This window comes from Sphingomonas daechungensis (genome assembly GCF_039543105.1).
In the GTDB taxonomy this organism is placed as follows: Bacteria; Pseudomonadota; Alphaproteobacteria; order Sphingomonadales; family Sphingomonadaceae; genus Sphingomicrobium; species Sphingomicrobium daechungense.
Window position 1 is genome coordinate 2750798 of sequence record NZ_BAABJC010000001.1, and the last position, 18393, is coordinate 2769190.

Genomic DNA, 18393 nt, shown 5'->3' on the forward strand with positions numbered 1-18393 from the left:
TTGAGCAGCTAGCGGCGTTAGGCGTCGATGGAGACGCCTCGCCGCAAGCAAATCGGTCTGGGTCTATTGGCCGGCGGGCTCGCGCTGCTTTGGCTTGCGATGCTCTTGCTCGGCGACGGGCCGGTCGACAGCTTGGTCCTCGGCAAGTTCTACGTCGGGCACATCGCGCCCCTTGCCGAGATCGCTCGGTTCGTGACCTTCGTCGGTGGCGGCTACTTCGTTACTGCGGTCATCGCTGGTGCCGCGCTTGTTCTAGCGCTGCGCCGGCGAGCGCGACTTGCCCTCCTGCTGCTGGTCGGAACGTCGTTCGGTCGTATTCTGGTTGAGCTTCAGAAATACGAGATCGACCGGCTGAGGCCGGACGCGAATCCTCACCTTGTCGAGATTCACAGCCTCAGCTTCCCGAGCGCGCATGCGGCGAATTCGGTAATGATCTATGTGACCCTGGCGCTTCTGATCCCGGCGGTAGAGAAGGGCAGAGCCTATTGGATTGCGGGCGCATGCCTTCTCGCGCTCATCATTGGGCTGACGCGCCTCATGCTTGGCGTCCACTGGCCCAGCGACGTCATCGGTGGCTGGAGCTTCGGGCTATTGTGGGTGCTCGCCCTCTACGCAATCGCGGAGAAGTTCGAGCTTAGACGTTGAAGCGGAAGAGCAGGACGTCGCCGTCCTGCACGACATACTCCTTGCCTTCTGCGCGCATCTTGCCCGCTTCCTTGGCGCCGGTTTCACCACCGAATGCGACGAAGTCGTCGTAACCGATCGTCTCGGCGCGGATGAACCCGCGTTCAAAGTCGGAATGGATCGCCCCGGCCGCTTCCGGCGCCTTCGCGCCACGACGGACGGTCCAGGCCCGCGCTTCCTTGGGACCGGCAGTGAAGAAGGTAATGAGCCCGAGGAGCTCATATCCCGCCTGGATCATCCGGTTGAGGCCCGTTTCATGCAGCCCCAGGTCGGACAGGAAGGCATCACGCTCTTCGGACGGCAGGGTCGCAATTTCTGCTTCGATCGCGGCTGATATCACGACTGCTTTGGCGCCCTCGGCTGCGGCTTTGGCGAACACGCGTTCGGACAGCGCATTGCCGGTCGCCGCTTCGCCTTCGTCGACATTGCAGACGTAGAGCACGGGCTTGGCGGTCAGCAGCTGTGCACGGGTCAACGCGCGCTCCTCCTCCGGGTCTTTGGGCCGGGTCAGGCGCGCGGGCTTCGATTCACGCAGCAATTCGAGCGTCTGGCCCAGCACCGATGCCTCGATCTTCGCTTCCTTGTCGCCCTGCTGCGCCTTCTTGACGAGGTTGGGCACGCGGCGTTCGAGGCTGTCGAGGTCGGCGAGCATGAGCTCGGTCTCGACCGTATCGGCGTCGGCGATGGGATCGACGCGGCCTTCGACGTGAGTCACGTCGCCGCCTTCGAAGCACCGCAGCACGTGGACGATCGCGTCCACCTCGCGGATGTTCGCGAGGAACTGATTGCCGAGGCCCTCGCCCTTGGACGCGCCGCGGACGAGGCCCGCGATGTCGACGAACTCGATCTGGGTTTCGATCTCCTGCGCCGACTTGGCGATATCGCGGATCTTGTCGAGGCGCTCGTCAGGGACGGCGACGCGGCCCACGTTCGGCTCGATCGTGCAGAACGGATAGTTGGCAGCCTGCGCCGCCGCGGTCTCGGTCAGCGCATTGAAAAGCGTGGATTTGCCGACGTTCGGCAAGCCGACGATGCCGCAGCGAAAGCCCATGAAATCTCCAGTTGGTTCGTCATTGCGAGCGGAGCGAAGCAATCGAGCGGGGTCGCCGCGTCGCTACGCTCCTCGCGATGACGGAATGGGGAGCCATTAGGCAAACCGCGCGATTTCCTCAACCGCGGTTTGAAACCGGCGGGCGGCGCCTTAGTTGGTTAAGGATGAGCGACCTCCCAACCTTTCCGATCACGCGCCGCTGGCCAGCCGCGAACCCCGATGTCCTCCAGCTCTACTCCATCAACTCACCCAACGGGGTGAAGGTCTCTATCATGCTGGAGGAAGTCGGGCTGGAGTATGAGCCGCACCTCGTACTCATCGGCGAGAATGAAAGCTGGACGGAAGAATTCCTGTCGCTCAACCCGAACGGGAAGATCCCGGCCATCATCGATCCGAAAGGGCCGGATGGCGAGCCGATCGCCTTGTTCGAATCCGGGGCGATCCTCGTCTATCTGGCCGACAAGACGGGTCAACTCCTGCCGGAGGGCGCCCGGCGCTATCAGACGATGCAGTGGGTGTTCTGGCAGGTTGGCCACGTTGGACCATTCTTCGGACAGGTTGGCTTCTTCCATAAGTTCGCGGGGCGTCACTGGGAGGACAAGCGACCGCTCCAGCGCTTTGCGGACGAATCAAAGCGTCTGTTGAAGGTTCTCGACGAACGCTTGCAGGGTCGCGATTGGATCATGGACGATTATTCCATCGCCGACATTTCCCTGCTCGGCTGGGTCAGGAACCTGATTGGCTTCTACGACGCTCGGGACTTGGTTGCGTTCGACGCGTTGTCGAACGTCCCGGCATGGCTGGAACGCGGGCTCGCTCGCCCGGCCGTTCAACGCGGACTGATGATCCCGTCGAAGGACTGATCAGGCGAAGTTGAAGCTGATCGACAGGCGTTCTCCGCGGCCGCTGCCGGGGAGGACCTCGTGGCGAAGCCAGCTCTCCCAAAGAAGCAGGAGCCCTGGTCGCGGCTGGACAGTCACGAATGACTGGAGGTCTTCAGGCGCGTCAGGCCTTCGTGTCGGCGCCACCATCATCAGTGGCAGGCGAGGGTCCTCGAAGCGGATGGCGCCCGAGCCTTTCGGTACTTCTACATAAAGCGTGCCGGAGATGACGCTGTGCGGGTGGATGTGCGCGCTGTGATGACCGGAACCGCGCAAGAGGTTGACCCATAGGCTATCGAGCTTCGGCTTCCGCACGAGGTCGAAGGCGCAATCTTTGGCGAATTCGGACGCGTGCTTTGTCAGCAGCTTGGCCAGGTCGCCGATTGCAGGGTCGCGACGAGGGAGGTCGTTGAGCGACGCGTAGCTGGTGTAACCGGCATACCGGTGCTCGCTGGACCAGCGCTGACCGGCCTTGTCATCTTCTGCCAAGCTTCGGATCGAATACGCCAGATCGTTCAGCAGGTCGTCTGCAATGATGGCTTCGTAGAGCTTGGTGACGAACAGCGAACGGATCATGCGTCGTCCTGCAGGCGGCGAGCGACTTCGCTCATGAAGCGCACGTCGTCCCCATCGGCGAGCCATTCGGCTTCGGCTGCGATCGCTGCGAGCATGTCGGAAAGCTCCTCCATCTCGATCTTGTGATAGTTGCCGAGAACGTGGGGCGTGACTTTTTCTTTCTGGCCGGGGCCAGGGTGGCCGATGCCGATGCGGACGCGGCGGAAGTCGGGGCCGAGTGAGGCGTTGATCGATCGTAGCCCGTTGTGGCCGGCGAGTCCGCCGCCGACGCGAACCTTTACCTTGAAAGGAGCGAGATCGAGTTCGTCGTGAAAGACGGTGAGCGCCTCCTCATCGAGCCTGTAGAAGTGCAGCGCCTGCTGAACTGCATCGCCGCTATCGTTCATGAAGGTCTGCGGCTTCACCAGCAGGACCTTGTGACGGCCGATGCGGCCTTCGGAGATGAGGCTGCGGAATTTCTTGGTCCACGGGCCGAAGCCGTGCACTTCCGCAATGATGTCGGCAGACATCATTCCGACATTGTGCCGGTGAAGCGCGTATTTCGCGCCTGGATTTCCAAGGCCCACCCAAATCTGCATCGCGTTCACCTAGCGTGAGGGCGGCACAAAAAGAAACCGCCCATCCTTTCGGATGAGCGGCTTCGGTTTTCGCATTGGAAGAAAGCTTAGGCTTCCTCGCCGCCCTCGGCAGCGTCGCCTTCGCCTTCGTCGCTGTCGACGGTCGGAACCGCATCGGCAGCGGCCGTTTCTTCTTCCTCGGACTTCATGGCCGACGGAGCGACGATCGTCGCGACGGTGAAATCCTCTTCAGAGTTCGCCGGGTTGACGCCCTCAGGCAGCTTCACATTGCTGATGTGGATCGAATCGCCGATCTCCAGCCCGTCGAGCGGGATGTGGATCTCACTCGGGATGTGGGCCGCGTCGCAGACGATCTCGAGCTCGTGGACGACGACGTTGAGAACGCCACCGCGCTTGAGACCCGGCGAAGCGTCTTCGTTGTCGAAGCGCATCGGGACAGCGACGTTCACCTTGGTGTGCTCGCTGATGCGCAGGAAGTCGACATGGATCGGGCGGCTCGAAACCGGGTGGAAGTCCACGGCCTTCGGCAGCGTTCGGGTCGGCTTGCCGCCGACCTCGACCATGACGACGGAATTCATGAAGTGCCCCGTCTGGAGCATCCTGGTGAGGAGCTTCTCTTCGACGTGAATCGAGAGGGCTTCCTTCTTCTGGCCGTACACAACGGCCGGTACCCGTCCACCACGACGCAGTTCGCGGGAGGCTCCCTTGCCAGCCCAGTCGCGCGTTTCGGCGGGCAGCGTCAGCTGATCGCTCATTTTTTGCGTGTTCCTTGATAGAGTTGCTTCCCGCCACGCCTCCAGGGATGACATTGGCCGGGAAGGGCGCGCCTATAGGCGAGAGGCCTCTTTAGCGCAAGTTACTGCGCTGTCAGTTCACCCGGGCCGTTCGGATACCGTAGAGGCTAAGCTTCTGCTGGACGCTGTCCTTGCCGGCCAGGTGCCCGGCACCCACGGCGACGAAGACCACGCCAGGCTGCCGGAGACGCTTTGCAATCCAGAAGGCCCAGCGGTTGTTCCGATCGTTGAACAGCAGTTTGTATGTTGCCGGAGAGCGCGCTTCCATCTGCTCCAGCATCGGCACGAAACCCTCCACGTCGCCGCGGTTCCAGTCGGATTGAAGCTGGGCAAGAACGGCGGCCACTGCTGCTTTCGTGCGAGCGGCTTCCGTGGGATTGGCAGGCGGCTTGGCGCCCGGCATCTTGCCGAACATTCCAAGCTGGAAGTCGAACGTTTCCAGTCCTTTGACCGGCATGCCGGCATCGTCAGCAGCTTCGCGCAGGATTGCGTCCGCGCCATGGTCCGTAGACATGCCTTGGGAGCGACCGGCGGACATCACCATCTTGCTGGTCGAGAGAAAGCTCGCCGACCCGGCGAAGGGACCGACCGTCTGCATCCCTACGCCCTGCGGAGCAGGCCTTTGCGGGACCCGCTTCTTCAAGCTGTCCGGGACGATGGTTTCGAGGACGAGTTCTTCCGAGCCGGAAAAGGCCGTGCGGACCTCGTCGTTGAACCACTCGCTCTTGCCGTCGAGCGCGTGGAACGTGCCGAACAGATAGATGATCGTGTCTTCGTCGTTGACCACCCACAGAGCCGGATGGACGTTCGGGCGGGGGGTAGGCGACGCCGGCGGAACCGGCGTTGTCGTGACGGCAGCGGCAATCAGCGCAGCAAGCATCCCAGGTCTCCACACCCAGCGAGCGGAGAGGGGATTGGCCGGCACATGGACGACTGGCAGCGTTCGCGGACGACTAGTCGCCCCCGTTTGGTCTCCTTCGCGCTGCGGCGCGCCCAAGCATCCGGTTCATCGTGGCCCCCCAGCCCGATATCCGGCGATGATGGTCACCAACAGATTAAGAAAAGTCTAGCGAATTCAGCGCGAAGCGAATTATTCGCGACGAGTGGAGTACGTCCCTTTTTTCAGCGCGCGGAATCCATTCAATCTCCTGATCCTGTTGCCGTTCCTAAAACCCCTCACTGCGTCAGGCGTTCGCTCTTGATCCCGCGCTTGGCGAGCAATGCCTGGACGCTCGTTTCGCCACCGAGGTGCCCGGCGCCAACGCCAACGAACACGACACCCGGCTGATCGAGCCTCTTGTCGATCCACTCCGCCCAATTGGCGTTGCGGTCCGTCAACAGCACTTTGTAAAGCTTGGGAGATTTTGCATTCATTTCGTTGATCAGCGCAGCCATTCCTTCGGAATCACCCTTGGACCAGTGGTCGTTCATTTTCTTGAAGAGCCCAGCCACCTCATCGAGCTCGTCGAGCGTCTGCTCTAGCATGGCAATCTGCTCGGCATCCGACAGGTTTGCGAAGATCGACATCTGATATTCGATCGTTTCGAGACCGCTGATCGGCTTCTTGTCATCCTTGGCCGCCTTGGTGAGGACAGCTTCGGACCCGTTCGCGGCGGTCATTCCCAATTTCTGCGCGTTCGCCATTGTAAGCGTCAGGGCTGCAAAGAATGGGGTGAACTTGTCGAATGCGTTCGGCGGGGCTCCGAGCTTCGCAAGGGCGGCGACGAACTTTTCCTTTGTCGCCGGCGAAAGCCGATCCGATAGGGGCTTGCCCGATGTGTCGAGTGCATACTTCATGATGATCGGCTGAATGCTGGCGGGATCGTCCACCGGCGGAATCTCGAGAACCAACTCCTTCGAGCGATCGAATGCCGCTTTGACCTCGTCGTTGAACCAGGCCGACTTTCCGTCGAGCGCGTGAAACGTCCCGAACAGATAGATGGTCGTATCCGGATCCTTGACGACCCAGATTGCAGGATCGGCGTCTGGAAGTGCAGGCGCAGGCGCAGTCGCGGGAGCCTGTCCCTGGACAGCCGAAGCGCAGGCCAAAGCGGTAGCGAGAAATGCGAACCTCAGTTTCAGCATGTGAACTCCCTTATGTTCGAGGATCTTAGCGTGATTGCCATTTGCGGAATGCGTATGCGCCGGTCGCGATGACGATGGTTGCCGCGTAGATGACCCAGTCGTTAGGCTCGCCAACGACCCGGATTTTCGAGAGACACCACCAGGCGGGGAAGGCGATTGCGTAGAAATAGAAGCCGATCAGCGATGCCCACAGGTTATCGCTGACCTCCACTTCATCCGCGTTCACGAAGAAGCGCCAGCTGCCATAGACGACGGCGACGACGAACAGAGCGACACCCGCCGCGCCAACGAAAAGCACGATCGGCGATCCCACTCCTCCGCCGGCATCGAAGAAGCCGGCAGCGAACCCGCTCGCAAATCCCGCGACCAGCCCAACACCGGCCAGCGCCGCAAGAATCGACCAAAACCGCTTACGCTGCTGCGAGTGCAGGCGTTCGCCCTCACCGGTTTCCATCGCTCACCTCGTCGTTGAAGATGCTCTCGATCGGCAGCTCGAAAAGCCGTGCGATCTTGAACACGAGCGGGAGCGACGGGTCGTGCTTGCCGGTCTCGATGGCGTTGACCGCCTGGCGCGAAACGCCAAGTCGGCCGCCAAGCTCGGCCTGGCTCCAGCCGCGCTCCGCTCTCAAGACTCTGAGACGATTCTCCATCGCCGCTCCCATGTCATGTCCTACTGACATATAGTCAGCACAACCTGACATAGAGGCGATTCGGGTGTGTGTCAATATTACCTGACTTTATGTCAGGATATGCAGACGCTATTGAAGGCGTTTCACCTTGTAGCCGCGGCTCTGCAGATACTGCTGGACCGAACCGTCACCTGCGAGATGGCCCGCGCCGACAGCGACCATGACCGTGCCCGGCTGTGTCATCCGGCGTTCGATCCACTGACTCCAGTTGTAGTTCCGGCGCGTGAGGAGGGCGGCCTTCAGTTCAGGCGATCCCTCAAGATCCTTGTTGAAGGAGTTGCCGATGGATTTGACGTCGCCGCTCAGCCAGGCCTGCAGCATTTGCGCGAACTGGGAACGCATCGCTTCGGGGTTTTCGATCGATCCTTCTAGCAAGTTGCGCTGGGCCTCTTCGGGCAGCCTGTCGAAGTAGCTCAGTTGCTCGCGATTGGTTTCCAGCTCGCCGACCGGCTTGCCGGCCGCCGCGAACGACTTGCGCAGCACGGCCTCGACGCCTTGCTCGCCTTCGACTCCAAGCATCTGGAATTGTACGCCGAGCAAGGTGAAGGACGCTGCCCAGGTTTCCATGCGGTCGAACATAGCGCGCGGGATCTGGGTCTTGGCGATCGCTGCTTCCAGTTGCGGACGCTTGGCCGCGGGAACGCGGTCGGCAATCGGCGGGAGGCCGCTCGAATACCCAAGCGCTGCCATGATCGATCCGAGCTGCTGCGGATTGGCGGTGTCGATCAACGTTTCCAGCACCAACGTCTGCGAATTCTGGACAGCCTTGTCGAACTTGGGCGTGCGCCAGGCCGACTGATCCTTCGGAAGCAGGTGGATGGTCCCGAACAAATAGACGGTGGTGTCCTTGTCCTTGACCTCCCAGAGCGCAGGAGCATTGGATGATCGAGCGATTGCCGGCGTGCCGCTCGCTGCGACGGTCACCAGCCCGAGGGCGGCGAGGCCGCGGCGGATCAATTTTCTCAACATCGAAATCCTTTGCGCATCTGCTGCTTGACGGCGGATGTATGAATGCGATCGCCAAGCGTCCACTTGCCCGCTTGGAATCGATGCGCCAAAGCCTCGCGGAACATCCACCAACGAACGAGTTTCCGGTTTTGGCCCTCAGCTTTCAGGACCTGATCCTTACGCTGCATCGCTACTGGAGCGCGCAGGGCTGCGTTCTCCTGCAGCCGTACGACATGGAAATGGGGGCAGGGACTTTCCACCCGGCCACCGTCTTGCGTTCGCTTGGGCCCAATCCGTGGAAGGCAGCCTATGTCCAGCCGAGCCGCCGGCCGACCGACGGCCGCTACGGCGATAACCCCAACCGCCTCGGGCACTATTACCAGTATCAGGTCGTTCTGAAGCCGAGCCCGCCCGACCTGCAGGAGCTATATCTCGGAAGCCTGATCGAGATCGGAATTGACCCGCTGAAGCACGACATCCGCTTCGTCGAGGACGATTGGGAGAGCCCAACGCTTGGTGCCTGGGGCCTTGGCTGGGAAGTCTGGTGTGACGGGATGGAAGTCACGCAATTCACCTATTTCCAGCAGGTTGGTGGCTTCGATTGCAAGCCTGTCACCGGTGAGTTGACCTACGGGCTGGAGCGGCTCGCGATGTACATCCAGGGCGTCGACAATGTCTTCGACCTCAAGTTCAACGACGCGGGCGTGACCTACGGCGACGTATTTCTCGAGAACGAGAAGGAGCAATCGCGTTACAATTTCGAGGTCGCGAACACGGACAGCCTGTTCGACCTGTTCCGCAAGGCTGCTGCCGAGAGCGAGAATTGCGTTTCGAACAAGCTACCGATCCCGGCCTATGAGCAGGCGATCAAGGCCAGCCACATCTTCAACACGCTGCAGGCGCGGGGCGTGATCTCCGTCGCTGAGCGCCAGGCTTACATCGGGCGGGTACGCGATCTGGCGAAGGCGGCGTGCGCAACGTGGATGGAATGCAACGAGTGGCAAGCGTGAGTGCAGATTTTCTCCTCGAACTCCTGAGCGAGGAAATTCCGGCGCGGATGCAGGCGGGCGCCCGTAACGATCTGGCGCGCATGTTTGCGCAGGAGATGGACGAGCTCGGCGTGACGGCGGAAGCGATCGACGTTTGGTCGACGCCGCGTCGGCTGGCGCTTATCGCGCGCGGACTTCCGGCAGAAACGCAGGCGGTCAGCGAGGAGATCAAAGGGCCGCGCACAAGTGCGCCGCCGCAGGCGCTGGAAGGGTTCCTGCGCAAGGTCGGCTTACCGCACGAGCAACTGCAGGATCGTGACGGCGTGTGGTTCGCGGTGGTCGAAAAGGCTGGGCAGCCGATGCGCGACCTGCTGGGTCCAATCGTCGAGCGGATCGTTCGCGACTTCCCCTGGCCCAAGTCGATGCGGTGGGGCGCCTCGTCGGAGAGCAGTGGCTCTCTTCGGTGGGTGCGCCCGCTCCATGGCGTCGTCGCCTTTCTCGGCGAGGACATTGTCCCGGTGCAGATCGATGGGATCAGTTCCGGGGCAACGACAGTCGGACACCGGTTTCATCATGCGGGCCCGATTACGGTGGGTGGCGCTCATGACTATGCCGAGAAGCTGCGGGCCTGCCACGTCATCGTCGATCATGAAGAGCGCGAAAAGCTGATCCGCGAGGGGGCCGAAAGGGCGGCCGCGGACGCCGGACTGACGCTTGTTCCGGACGAGGGGCTCGTGGTTGAGAACGCCGGCCTCACGGAGTGGCCGATCCCGCTGCTTGGCCGCTTCGATCCTGATTACCTCGATGTTCCGCGTGAAGTGATCGTGCTCACCATGCGGACCAACCAGAAATATTTCGCCTGCACCGACGACGTTGGTGCGCTGGCGCCTGCGTTCGTCTGCGTCGCCAACATCGATTCGAAAGACAAGGGCGAGGCAATCGTCGAGGGCAACCGCCGTGTGCTTGCAGCTCGGCTGGCGGACGCCCGGTTCTTCTGGGAGCAGGATCTGAAGGTCCCGCTCGAGGAGCAAGCGGCGAAACTGAGCGGAATCGTCTTTCACGAAAAGCTCGGGACGACGGCCGACAAGGTTGCTCGCGTTGCCAAGCTGGCCGAGTGGCTGGTCAAGGAACGGCTGGTCCCGGGTGCGGATATCGAGCAGGTCAAAGCGGCCGCGAAGCTCGCCAAGGCCGACCTCGTCAGTCAGATCGTCGGCGAGTTTCCGGAGCTGCAGGGGACGCTCGGCGGATATCTCGCCGAGGCGCAAGGTCAATCGAAAGCCGTCGCCAACGCTATCCGCGATCACTACCGGCCGGCAGGGCAGGGTGACGAGGTTCCGACGGACCCGACGACCGTCGCCGTCAACATCGCCGACCGGCTCGATACCTTGGTCGCCTTCTTTTCGATCGGTGAGAAACCGACCGGTTCACGCGATCCGTTCGCGCTTCGCCGAGCTGCGCTGGGCTTCCTGCAAATACTGACGAAAAACAATCTTCGGTTGCCTCTGTCGGACGTGCTCGTCCAGGCAGCGGTGCTGCTGATCGTCTCCCGGCTTGGAGCGATCGACACCGTCCGATTTCCCGATTTGCTCGAGCCCGATGACGACGAGCATCAGATCACCGCGGAGGTTGGGACCTTTACCTATCGTCACGGCGATCGCGTGGTTGTTCGCTGGAAGTCCGAAAAGACGCCGAAGATCGAACGCGGCCAGATCATCGATGAAGCCACGAGCCTATCTGAGGCGATTCTCGACTTCCTTGGCGATCGCCTCAAGGTTCAGCAGCGCGAAGCGGGCATTCGGCATGACTTGATCGACGCTGTCTTTGCACTCGGAGACGAGGACGACATCGTCCGGCTGCTCGCACGGGTGAAGGCGCTTCAGGCGTTCATTGGCACCGACGATGGTGCAGACCTGCTGACGGGATACAAGCGCGCGGCCAATATCCTGCGCAAGGAAAAGTGGGAGGAGCGGCGGGACCCGCGCGCGCAGTCCTACGATCCGCTTCTTGAGGAAGCCGGACTGGACGAGACGCTGGACGTTGCCGAGCCGCGCGCCGAGCAGGCCATCGAAGAAGAAGACTTTGAGCGGGCGATGAAGGTGCTCGCTTCGCTTCGAAAGCCGGTGGATGCCTTCTTCGACAAGGTGACCGTCAACGATGCCGACCCGGTCAAGCGCGAGAGCCGCTTGAACCTCCTCGCTCGACTGCGCGACGCGGTTGATCGCGTCGCCGTGTTTTCGAAGATCGAAGGCTAGTCCTACAGCGGCCGGTCATCCACCGGGTCGCTGCCCTTGATCGCGGCGGCGCGTAGGCTGTCGCGCTCGCGCCATTCCTTTTCCTGTCCCGCCCAGTGGGCTTCGCGATCCTTGTATTCGCGCTCTCGCGTCTCGAGCCGTGTCCGCTCGTCGTAATAGCGGGTCTTCCACTTCTTGCGTCCGCCGGCGGTCAGGAAGATGCCGAGCAGGATGCCTAGGACGAAAACCAGCGCAAGAATGATCCACTGGTCCTGGGTAAAGGCGGTCATTGCGCAATCCCTCGATTGTTCCGTTCAGGTAACAAGCGAAAGTGCGGCGGTTTGTTCCCGCCCAAACGGAAACCGCCCGCGCCTTTCGACGCGGGCGGTACCCCCCACCCGTCAGCTTCCTGTTACGAGTTCAGGAAGTTGTCGCTGATCGCGCAGGCGGCCGGACCCAGGATCACGATGAACAGGGTCGGCAGAATGAACAGGATCAGCGGAACGGTCATGATTGCGGGAAGACGCGCGGCCTTTTCCTCGGCGCGCATCATGCGCTCGTTGCGGAACTCGGCAGACAGCACGCGCAGGGCGGATGCGAGCGGAGTACCGTACTTCTCGGTCTGGATCATGGTCGTGACCACGCCGCGAACCGCTTCGAGGTCGACGCGCATGGCAAGGTTCTCGAAGGCGTTACGACGCTCGGCAAGGAAGCCCAGCTCGATCGCGGTGAGTCCGAACTCGTCGCCGAGCTCCGGATAGGCCTTGCCAAGCTCGCGGGCGACACGGCCGAAGGCGGCGTCGACAGTGAGGCCGGCTTCGGCGCAGATCACGAGCAGGTCGAGCGCATCCGGAAGGCCCTTGCGCACCGCGTGCGAGCGCTTGGTGACCTTGTTCTTGAGCCAGATGTCCGGCGCCTTGTAGCTGAGCACAAGCACGCCTGCGACGGTGATGTAGCGGCGCAGCCAGGACCATTCCGGCCAATAGTCCACGACATAGATCAGCACGACCGCCGAAAGGCCAAGCACCAGCGGTGCCATGAAGCGGGCCGCGATGATGAAGAAGGCGAGATCCTTGGTCCGGATGCCGGCCTGCATCAGCCGCTGCTGAACCTTCTGGATCTGATCGTCCTGAAGCATCTTGAACTGGCCAAGGATGGACCGGACACGGTCTGCCGCCTGGTTGCGGTTGGTCAGTTTCTTACGCTTGTTGGTCGACGCGACGATGCCGGCCTTGAGCTGCTCGCGACGCTCGTTGAGCGCCTTGACGCGGCGGGCCATCGGATCCTTGACCGTGGTCGCCGCATAGATTGCGGTCATTACGGCCAGGGTCGCGACGCCGCTCAAGATCGTCGCGATCAGGATGACGTCGAAGCCGAGAAGAGTGGGGCCTCCAGTAGGCATGTCTAACCGTCCCCCCTCAGATCTCGAAGTTGACCATTTTGGCCATGATGAACACGCCGATGCCCATCCAGCAGAGCGCACCGAGGCCTGCCACGATGAGACGCTGGTCGACGAAGAAGCCGCCCATGTAATCGGGGTTCATCATGTAAACGAGGCCGAAGACGATGAAGGGCAGGGCGCCGACGATGTACGCCGATGCCTTCGATTCCGAGCTCATCGCGCGGATCTTCAGCTTCATCTGGGCGCGCTTGCGAAGCACGTCGGCCAGGTTCGAAAGTGTTTCGGCCAAGTTGCCGCCCGTCTCGCGCTGGATGGCCAGCGTGATGACGAAGAACTGGAATTCCGGCGTTCCGAGGCGATCGGCAGTTTCCTGCAGCGCGGCCTCCATCGTACGGCCGATCTTCATCTTGTCGGACACCGAGCGGAACTCGAGTCCGACTGGACCGCCGATTTCGCTGGAGACGATGCCCAGAGTTTCGGTGATCGGAAGACCCGAACGCAGACCGCGCACCATCAATTCGATGGCGTCAGGGAAGTTCGCGTTGAATTTCGCGATGCGGCGCTTGATCATCTTGCCAACGATTATGTGCGGGAGGCCGATACCGACGAACAGGCCTGCGAAAAGGCCGAGTAGGAAGGGCGCGCCCTTCATCATCAACAGCAACATGACGACGGCGGCGATACCCATCGACACCATCAAGTACTTCGCCAGCGTGATCTGACGCCCGGTCTGCTCAAGCCGCTTGCGCAGCAGCGCAGGCTTCGGGATGATCGTCGACGCCAGCCCCTCCATTCCGCCACCGGTCGAACGGTTCGCGAACAGTTTTCGGATCTGGGCCTGAGCGTTCGCGGCGATGACGTCGCCATGGCGCTCCTTGACCATCTCGATACGGCGCTTGAGCGCCTTCGACGTCGACGGCCCCTGCATTGCGAACAGCAGCATGGCCAATGTCCCAGCGCCGCCCAAGACGATGATGAGGGTCAACAGCATTCGACCGTCCAATCCTTCCCCAAAGCAGGCGGCCGAGGGCCGCCCGCAGACCGATTAAGCAGCTTTCGCCTTCGGCTTGTTCAGCATCGACTTCAGGTTATCGACCAGCGACTTCGCGCCGCCGGCGATCGAGCCTTCCCCGCTCGGAGCGCCTTCCTCGGTCGCATGGCTGAGGACCATGCTCGAAAGGGCCGAGAACGGGGCAGCCATTTTGCCAGTCGCGACTTCCGCCATCGGTTTGCCGAGCTTGGCTGCCTGGGCAGCAAGCTTTCCGTCGTGCGGGACGACGATGTCGACAGGACGCTCGATCGATTGCTCGAAATCCTTGCGGTTGATTTCGAGAGCGCCGCCCGAGGGAACGCCGTTTGCAACGACGATGACCTTGGTCTGCGGAGCATTCGATTTCAGCCAGGCCAGAATGCGGATGGTGTCGCGGGTGGCGGCGAGCGTCAGCTCGGACACCACAACTGCAACATGCGCATCGTGGACCATGTGCGGATACTGGATCAGCATGTGACGCGGCAGGTCGAGGACCGTCGATTCGAAGGCGTTCCGCATTTCTTCCTGAAGCTGGAAGAAGGCAGTGCCGTCGGTCATCAGCGGCTGATGAATCGGAGCCTCGGCCGAGAGAACCGACAGGCGCTCGTTCGCACGCACCATTGCGCGCTCAATGAACAGACCGTCGATGCGGCTCGGGTTCTCGATCGCGTCGGTCAGGCCGCGGCCCGGCTCGAGATCGAGCGCCAGAGCGCCAGTTCCGAAGTGAATGTCGAGATCGAGCAGCGCCGTCGAGCGGTGCGCCTTCTCGCCCAGCTGCCATGCAAGCGAAGTTGCGATGGTCGAGGCGCCGACTCCACCGCGGACACCGATGACGGCGGCCATGATGTGCGGCTTGTCGACTTGCGCCTCACCACGGGGGCCGGACAGGATCGTCTGCGCGTTCGCGAACGTGTCGCGCAGGTGATCGACCGTGAACGGCTTCAGCAGGTAGTCGTGGATGCCGCTCGCGACGAGGTCCCGATAGAGGCGGACATCGTTGACCTGACCCGAAGCGATGACGATCGTCCCCGGCTCGCAGACTTCCGCAAGCGCGTTGATGTCGTTCAGCGGGTCGGCCGATTCCGAAAGGTCGACAAACAGGATGTTCGGGCTCGCGGAGACCGAAAGCGACTGCACGGCGTTGCGCAGTCCACCCTTGTTGACCTTCTCAGGCGACCAGCCGTGCTCGACCGCCACCGGCCGAAGCATGTCGGCGGTTGCGTCGTCGCAGACGAAAGCCTGGAACGGATCGCGCAGTCCAGCGCGTGCCTGGAACGGAGCGTTCATCACTGACCCTTCTTCGAAGTAGTGGTTTCCTGCAGACCCTTCGTCGCGGACGGCGGTGCGGTGCGATAATAGTTGATCGCACGCGAAGCCGTTGCGGCGTCGCCAAGGCCACTGCCTTCGCGGCCGTGGACCAGGTCTTCGGGATTGGCGACCATGGCGGCCATGTTGCCGTTCACTGCACAACCGAAGTTGGGCATGGTCTTGTTGTTATAGTTGGTGTTCGACTTGTCGTCCCAGTTGGGGCAATTCGGAACGCTGGCCACCGTGCGGCTGACGACCACTCGGACAGTGCCAGGAGCCACTACGCCGGGGGTAACCGGAGTTCCCGAAGAGACGATGATGCCGTAGTTGCCCGCAAGCGAAGCGACCTGGGCACGAGCGCCTTCCGAATAGCTGCCATCGACGTAGACGGCGTCGCCGTAGCGAAGATCGAGGCTGCGGAACCAGGCGTCGAGACGCTCTGCTTCCGACCGCGGAAGCGCACCGTTCGGTGCAGCAGCGTCGAACACGAATTCCGACTTGCTGACGACCGGAACGTTCACTGGCTCTGCGCCAGCCCTAGGCTCAGGGCCTGGTTTGAAGGCGCAACCCGAGAGCGCCACGGCGACCAGCAGAAGTGCAGACTTCGAAGCCATTTTGGCATCCTTCCCAATGAAGCGGCGGGTCACAGCTTGAACCCCGGAGAAGCGACGGCCGCAGCGCCGGCGCCGCCGAAAGCGGGGGCAGGCGACGACGGCGTCGAAGCCGCGCCGACATTGCTGTCGTAGGACTTGCCTTCCCAGACGCGCTTGGCGTCTGAGGGCGCGCGATAACCGTCAGTCGGCAGTGCCAGGCGGCCCGAAACCGGCTTGACCAGGTAAGGCGTGACCACGATCACCAGTTCCGTTTCCTGTCGGCGGAAGCTGGTCGAGCGGAACAGCGCACCCAGGATCGGCAAGTCACCGAGGAACGGCGCCTTGTCGACATTGTTGGTGGTGTTGTTCCGGATCAGGCCGGCGAGCATGAAGCTCTGACCCGAACCGAGCTCGACTGTCGTTTCCGCGCGGCGGGTCACGAGAGCCGGAACGTCAAAGCCGTTAAGCTTGATCGAACCTTCGGACGACAGCTCGCTCACTTCCGGGCGGACGCGCATCGAGATGCGGCCGTCGGCGAGAACGACAGGCGTAAAGGCCAGACCGACGCCGTACTGCTTGTACTCGATCGAAATCGAGCCGAGCGACTGCGAGACCGGGATCGGGAACTCGCCACCGGCCAGGAAGCTGGCGGTTTCACCCGAGAGCGCGGTCAGGTTCGGTTCGGCGAGAGTGGTCACAAGGCCGTCGACCTCGGCGAGATCGAGCGACGACAGGATGTCCATGCCGAATAGCTTGCCGATACCCGTGATCGAGGAGCCGATCGGCGGGCGGATTGGCTGCGGACGAGAGTTGGTCGTCAGATCCGAGCCTGCGGGCGGCAGAAAGATCCCCTGACCCTGAGCGACGCCGATCTGGAAGCCGCCGTTGGTGGAGGTCAGGAGGTTGACGCCAATCTGCTTGAGCAGCGAGCGGTTGACCTCGGCAATGCGAACCTTGAGGTTCACCTGCAGCGGAGTCGCGGAGCGGAGGCGGCTCACCACCTGCGTGCCGGTACCCACGTAGGCCTGGACGAGACGCTGCGCCTCTTCGACGTCGGTCGGGTTTGCGACCGTGCCGGTGAGCAGCACCAGGTTGTTCATCGGAGTAGCGCGGACGCTCGCATCCGGCATGGCCAGCTGCAACATCTCGTCGACCGACCCCAGATTATTGCCGACACGAACATTTGCCGCATAGACAACTTTTCCATTGGCGCCAGTCGCATAGACAGTGGTCTCGCCGCTGCCCTTGCCGAAGACGTAGAGCTGTCGGTTCGAGCGGACCTGGACGTCAGCCACTGCTTCATTGGCGACGAACACGTCGCTCATCGGAGCGGAGAGGCGAACCAGGGTGCCGGTGCCGGCGCTGAGGTTCAGCGTTTCCGACGGGCGAGCAGCGCCTGACTGGGCGACTGCCTGGGTCGGTGCCGCGACCGTGCCGAGGCCGATGGCCAGGGCCACGAAGGCGGTGCCGAGGCGAGCCCGGCGAGTTTTGGAACGACTGGTCATTTTAGCGAGCTCCCACCGGAACGACGGTGACATTGTTGCCGCGAGCGACACGGACGACCGGACCGGCCGCAACTTCGCCTGCGGTACCTCCCGAGGAGGCGCCGCCCTGACCGCCCGAAGAGGCGGTGCGGGCAGGGACGCTACGACGCTGGAAGCGGGATACATCGCCGCCAGTGGAGTAGGTCGTGTTGGTGTCGATCGGCCGATTGGCGACCGCCAGCAGCATCTGCTTCTCTTGAGCAGGGTTGGTACCTTCGGGGACCTTCACCTCCCCGGAGGCAATCGCACGCTCGAGTTCCGACGAATTGTCGGCGATCGAACGCAGCGAAAGGGACAGCTGACCAACGCTCTGCGCGACGGCGATCTTCTCGGCGATGCGCGGAGTGGCTTCGAAAGTGACGTTGGAGAAGGTCTTGACGAGGGTCTTGCCATCGTCGCCCTTGCTGTCGGTGCGCTGGTCGGTTGCCAGCACGCGGACATTGCGGACAACCGTCTCGGTCACCTTGAGGGCAGGGCCATCGCCGCCACCGGCTACTTCCTGAGTCAGCATGATATCGACGCGGTCACCCGGGAAGACGAAGCCGGCAACTCCGGTGGTCGCGTTCACTGGAACCGTGACTGCACGCATGCCCGGGCCAAGCGCCGCAGCGAGGAAGCCACGGTCATTCGGGCCAACGAGGGCGCCGCGGGTCATCGGCTGACCGGCAGTGACGGGATAGCGCACGACCTGGCCGAGGAGCTTGGACATATCCGCGTCCGGAGCGCCTTCGGTGTAGTATGCGTCCTGCGTCATTTCCTTCGGCCACGGCTGGAAGGTGAGGCTCTCGGCATCGATGATCGTGCCGACAGGCAGATCCTTGCGTGCAACGAGCACCTTGGGTCCAACCGGCACCGCCGGTGTTGCCGCGGCTGCCTGCGCCTGTTCGGCGCCCGCACCTGCGAACATGTTCTTGGCCATGATTGCGGTCACTGCCGCGATCACCAGCGCTCCCACGAGCAGCATGATCTTCTTAACATTCATGGCGAAATCGCCTCCCCTTCTCGGGCCC

General features: G+C 62.4%; 20 protein-coding genes. 4 read left to right on the plus strand and 16 right to left on the minus strand.

Features of this window, described 5'->3' with window-relative positions; translation table 11 throughout:
* Positions 1 to 27: 27 nt before the first annotated feature.
* Positions 28 to 645: a phosphatase PAP2 family protein gene (locus ABD928_RS14215; protein ID WP_187714754.1), complete on the plus strand. Its 618-nt coding sequence runs from the start codon at positions 28 to 30 to the stop codon at positions 643 to 645.
* Here the strand turns inward: ABD928_RS14215 and ychF are convergent.
* Entirely contained in the window at positions 635 to 1735 is a 1101-nt protein-coding gene (gene ychF / locus ABD928_RS14220) for a redox-regulated ATPase YchF (protein WP_187714753.1), read from the minus strand. The genes ABD928_RS14215 and ychF overlap by 11 nt on opposite strands.
* A 164-nt stretch (positions 1736 to 1899) precedes the next feature.
* Here ychF and ABD928_RS14225 point away from each other — a divergent pair, with 164 nt between their 5' ends.
* The gene (locus ABD928_RS14225) at positions 1900 to 2598 is read left to right on the plus strand and encodes a glutathione S-transferase N-terminal domain-containing protein (protein ID WP_187714752.1); all 699 of its coding nucleotides are present in this window, start codon (positions 1900 to 1902) and stop codon (positions 2596 to 2598) included.
* Here the strand turns inward: ABD928_RS14225 and ABD928_RS14230 are convergent, their stop codons facing one another.
* The 8 genes from ABD928_RS14230 to ABD928_RS14265 form a co-directional block, all read right to left on the minus strand.
* The gene (locus ABD928_RS14230) at positions 2599 to 3192 is read right to left on the minus strand and encodes a TIGR02466 family protein (RefSeq protein WP_187714751.1); all 594 of its coding nucleotides are present in this window, start codon (positions 3190 to 3192) and stop codon (positions 2599 to 2601) included.
* Positions 3189 to 3770: an aminoacyl-tRNA hydrolase gene (pth, locus tag ABD928_RS14235; protein WP_187714750.1), complete on the minus strand. Its 582-nt coding sequence runs from the start codon at positions 3768 to 3770 to the stop codon at positions 3189 to 3191. Before pth ends, ABD928_RS14230 begins: the two co-directional genes overlap by 4 nt.
* 86 nt (positions 3771 to 3856) lie before the next feature.
* Positions 3857 to 4525 (minus strand): 50S ribosomal protein L25/general stress protein Ctc, encoded by a 669-nt coding sequence (locus ABD928_RS14240; RefSeq protein WP_187714749.1) that lies wholly within the window; start codon positions 4523 to 4525, stop codon positions 3857 to 3859.
* Between the two features lie 112 nt (positions 4526 to 4637).
* Positions 4638 to 5444, minus strand: coding sequence for a TraB/GumN family protein (locus ABD928_RS14245; protein WP_187714748.1), 807 nt, complete (start codon positions 5442 to 5444; stop codon positions 4638 to 4640).
* Between the two features lie 296 nt (positions 5445 to 5740).
* Positions 5741 to 6649 (minus strand): TraB/GumN family protein, encoded by a 909-nt coding sequence (locus ABD928_RS14250; protein WP_187714747.1) that lies wholly within the window; start codon positions 6647 to 6649, stop codon positions 5741 to 5743.
* A gap of 25 nt (positions 6650 to 6674) precedes the next feature.
* A complete protein-coding gene (locus tag ABD928_RS14255) occupies positions 6675 to 7103 on the minus strand; it encodes a hypothetical protein (protein ID WP_187714746.1) in 429 nt (142 codons plus the stop codon).
* Complete coding sequence (locus ABD928_RS14260) at positions 7090 to 7299, minus strand: helix-turn-helix transcriptional regulator (RefSeq protein WP_187714745.1); 210 nt, start codon at positions 7297 to 7299, stop codon at positions 7090 to 7092. The genes ABD928_RS14255 and ABD928_RS14260 overlap by 14 nt, the downstream gene beginning before the upstream one ends.
* 108 nt (positions 7300 to 7407) lie before the next feature.
* The gene (locus ABD928_RS14265) at positions 7408 to 8304 is read right to left on the minus strand and encodes a TraB/GumN family protein (protein WP_345169829.1); all 897 of its coding nucleotides are present in this window, start codon (positions 8302 to 8304) and stop codon (positions 7408 to 7410) included.
* Between the two features lie 83 nt (positions 8305 to 8387).
* Here ABD928_RS14265 and ABD928_RS14270 point away from each other — a divergent pair, with 83 nt between their 5' ends.
* Positions 8388 to 9296 carry a glycine--tRNA ligase subunit alpha gene (locus ABD928_RS14270; RefSeq protein WP_187714743.1) on the plus strand — a complete coding sequence of 303 codons (909 nt, stop codon included), beginning with the start codon at positions 8388 to 8390 and terminating at the stop codon, positions 9294 to 9296.
* The gene (gene glyS, locus ABD928_RS14275; protein WP_187714742.1) at positions 9275 to 11527 is read left to right on the plus strand and encodes a glycine--tRNA ligase subunit beta; all 2253 of its coding nucleotides are present in this window, start codon (positions 9275 to 9277) and stop codon (positions 11525 to 11527) included. The genes ABD928_RS14270 and glyS overlap by 22 nt, the downstream gene beginning before the upstream one ends.
* A 2-nt stretch (positions 11528 to 11529) precedes the next feature.
* Here the strand turns inward: glyS and ABD928_RS14280 are convergent, their stop codons facing one another.
* The 7 genes from ABD928_RS14280 to cpaB all read right to left on the minus strand — a co-directional run bounded on the left by ABD928_RS14280 (position 11530) and on the right by cpaB (position 18365).
* Entirely contained in the window at positions 11530 to 11796 is a 267-nt protein-coding gene (locus tag ABD928_RS14280) for a hypothetical protein (RefSeq protein WP_345169831.1), read from the minus strand.
* Positions 11797 to 11918: 122 nt separating this feature from the next.
* Positions 11919 to 12908, minus strand: a complete 990-nt coding sequence (locus ABD928_RS14285) for a type II secretion system F family protein (protein WP_187714741.1) — start codon at positions 12906 to 12908, stop codon at positions 11919 to 11921.
* A 16-nt stretch (positions 12909 to 12924) separates the two neighbouring features.
* The gene (locus ABD928_RS14290; RefSeq protein ID WP_345169833.1) at positions 12925 to 13899 is read right to left on the minus strand and encodes a type II secretion system F family protein; all 975 of its coding nucleotides are present in this window, start codon (positions 13897 to 13899) and stop codon (positions 12925 to 12927) included.
* A gap of 54 nt (positions 13900 to 13953) precedes the next feature.
* Positions 13954 to 15225, minus strand: a complete 1272-nt coding sequence (locus ABD928_RS14295; RefSeq protein WP_345169834.1) for a pilus assembly protein CpaE — start codon at positions 15223 to 15225, stop codon at positions 13954 to 13956.
* On the minus strand, positions 15225 to 15860 hold the full coding sequence (locus ABD928_RS14300; protein ID WP_187714740.1) for a CpaD family pilus assembly protein: 636 nt from the start codon (positions 15858 to 15860) through the stop codon (positions 15225 to 15227). Before ABD928_RS14300 ends, ABD928_RS14295 begins: the two co-directional genes overlap by 1 nt.
* Positions 15861 to 15889: 29 nt before the next feature.
* The gene (locus tag ABD928_RS14305) at positions 15890 to 17344 is read right to left on the minus strand and encodes a type II and III secretion system protein family protein (RefSeq protein WP_345169836.1); all 1455 of its coding nucleotides are present in this window, start codon (positions 17342 to 17344) and stop codon (positions 15890 to 15892) included.
* Between the two features lies 1 nt (position 17345).
* On the minus strand, positions 17346 to 18365 hold the full coding sequence (gene cpaB / locus ABD928_RS14310; RefSeq protein WP_345169837.1) for a Flp pilus assembly protein CpaB: 1020 nt from the start codon (positions 18363 to 18365) through the stop codon (positions 17346 to 17348).
* Between the last annotated feature and the right edge of the window lie 28 nt (positions 18366 to 18393).